The sequence below is a fragment of the Staphylococcus pseudoxylosus genome (genome assembly GCF_003697915.1).
Classification (GTDB): domain Bacteria; phylum Bacillota; class Bacilli; order Staphylococcales; family Staphylococcaceae; genus Staphylococcus; species Staphylococcus pseudoxylosus.
In genome coordinates this window covers 1-245 of the sequence record NZ_RCVN01000091.1, presented here as the reverse complement: position 1 = coordinate 245, position 245 = coordinate 1, and the positions used below count along the sequence as shown (strand labels likewise).

Annotated in this window: 1 protein-coding gene; it reads left to right on the top strand. The window is 34.7% G+C overall.

Annotation, left to right across the window (positions count from 1 at the left end; genetic code table 11):
- Positions 1-204 (top strand): DUF188 domain-containing protein (locus D9V42_RS14935; protein ID WP_208639105.1); only part of this gene is annotated, 204 nt, incomplete at its 5' end.
- Between the last annotated feature and the right edge of the window lie 41 nt (positions 205-245).

Here is a 245-nt window from a genome sequence, read left to right as displayed (position 1 = left end):
AAAGTCTTAATTGTCATGCATCATAATGGGAAGATATACAATTCCAAAAATATTCAACAACTATTAGATAAACGATATATGAATGCACAAATTAGAAAACAAGGTGGTCGCCACAAAGGTCCCCCACCTTTTACAAAGCAAGATCAAAAAGTGTTTGAACAATCACTATTAAGAGTCATTCATCGAATTAAGGAGCTGGATTAATATGAAGCGAATCGCAGTTTATTGTGGTGCAAGCAAAGGTC